The sequence below is a fragment of the Mesorhizobium sp. M4A.F.Ca.ET.090.04.2.1 genome (assembly GCF_003999085.1).
Classification (GTDB): domain Bacteria; phylum Pseudomonadota; class Alphaproteobacteria; order Rhizobiales; family Rhizobiaceae; genus Mesorhizobium.
On the sequence record NZ_RZOT01000820.1, the window covers coordinates 1 to 1,576 of the forward strand.

At 66.6% G+C, this 1,576-nt stretch carries 3 protein-coding genes; 1 reads left to right on the forward strand and 2 read right to left on the reverse strand.

Translation table 11 applies throughout. From position 1 onward, the window contains the following. A partial coding sequence (locus tag EN781_RS32200; RefSeq protein ID WP_189347965.1) for an MFS transporter occupies positions 1–338 on the forward strand: 338 nt, incomplete at its 5' end. 36 nt (positions 339–374) lie between these two features. On the opposite strand, the gene EN781_RS32205 is transcribed toward EN781_RS32200, so the two are convergent. Further along, on the reverse strand, positions 375–743 hold the full coding sequence (locus tag EN781_RS32205; RefSeq protein WP_126058464.1) for a cupin domain-containing protein: 369 nt from the start codon (positions 741–743) through the stop codon (positions 375–377). A gap of 60 nt (positions 744–803) precedes the next feature. After that, on the reverse strand, positions 804–1,576 hold a 773-nt coding region (locus tag EN781_RS32210), incomplete at its 5' end, for an FAD-binding oxidoreductase (RefSeq protein WP_127400714.1).

A 1,576-nucleotide genomic window follows, 5' to 3' on the forward strand; every position in this document is an offset into this window, starting at 1 on the left:
CCATTATGATCGAATACGTCATCCGCGCGGAGGACGAGCCGGAATTCCTCGCCACCATGGCCGAACGCGGGCGCATCCGCCGCCGCGACGGCGCCCGCAACTGGACGCTTGCCCGCGATCTTGAAAATCCAGGCATCTGGATCGAGCACTACCACACGCCGACCTGGGTCGAGTACATCCGTCACAACAGGCGTGCCACCCATGCCGACGCCGTGGTCGGCGAGCGCATCCGCGCGCTTCACAGCGGCGAGGAGCCGCCGCGCGTACGCCGCATGATCGAGCGCCCGACTACTGCCGGCACGACCCTTGTCTCACCCAAGGGGCCGATCGATCACTAACCTGCGTCTTTCGGCTCGGAAGATCGACCTCGCCATTCAGCCGGCGCTCTGGATCATGTAGAGCTTGCGTGTCGTCTCGTGGATCAGCCATTCGCCCTTCCACCCTTGCGGCAGGACGAGCAGGTCTCCCGGTCCGAGTTCGCGCATTTTGCCGTCGGCACGGCTCACTTCAGCGCGGCCGGAAATGATATGGCAGATCTCCGACGAGCCGGAACGATCGGCGGTGAAGCGGCCGGGCGTGCACTCCCAGATGCCGATATCGATGGTCCCGTCAGGCGACCGGAAGAGCGAGCGCACCGCCTCGACCTGACCTCCCTCAATGGAGGTCGGCTTGGGTGAGAACGCCCCGATAAGGGCCGTGGCGAGGTCGTGGAAGGTCGAAAGGTCGATCAAGTTGGGCTCCATGGGTCAAAGCGATTCCAGGAAAAGCAAGCAGCTGTTTCCTGTCCGCAATTGCGAAACGCTCTAGTGGCCGGTGATGGCGTCGGCGAGGGCGGCAAGCTTCGAGGTGTGCGAAAGCCCGGCGGCCTCACGGCGATCGGCGAGATGGTAGAGCTGGTACATCGAGTGCACGCCGAGCCAGCGGAAGGGCTCCGGCTCCCAGCGCCGCACCTTGCGGTTGACCCAAGGCAGGCGCGTAAGCTCCGTGTCCTGGCCAAGGATCAGGTCGGCGAGCGTGCGCCCCGACAGGTTGGAGCTAGAGACGCCGAGCCCGACATAGCCGCCGGCCCAGCCGATGCGGGTCGTCGGGTCGAGGCCAACCGTCGTGCACCAGTCGCGCGGCACGCCGAGCACGCCGCACCAGGCATGCTCGATGCGGCAGCCCGCCGTCTGCGGCAGCAGCGTCGTCAGGATCTGATGCAGCTGGTCGATCGTCGCCTGCTGCGTCTGGCCGTTGACGTCGGTGCGCGAGCCGTAGCGATAGGGCACGCCGCGCCCGCCCATGGTGATGCGCCCCTCGCGCGTGCGCTGGGCATAGCAATAGGCATGGGCGGCGCTGCCGAGCAGCTCATGCCCTTCCCAGCCGATCGCGCGCCACAGTTCAGGCGACAGCGGCTCGGTCACGATCTGCGCGCTGTTGAGGGCCAGCCAGGTCCGTTCCTCGCCGGGAATGCCAGCCGTAAAACCCTCGGTGGCGCGGATGATGGTTTCTGCCCGCACCGTGCCGCGGTTGGTCGTCACGCAGCCCTTGGCGGTGGCGGTCACCGTCGTCTTCTCGTAGATCGGCACACCCAGCC

Bases quoted from the DNA above. Each gene is read 5' to 3' on its own strand.
- EN781_RS32205 (WP_126058464.1), bottom strand. From the start codon at position 743: ATGGAGCCCAACTTGATCGACCTTTCGACCTTCCACGACCTCGCCACG.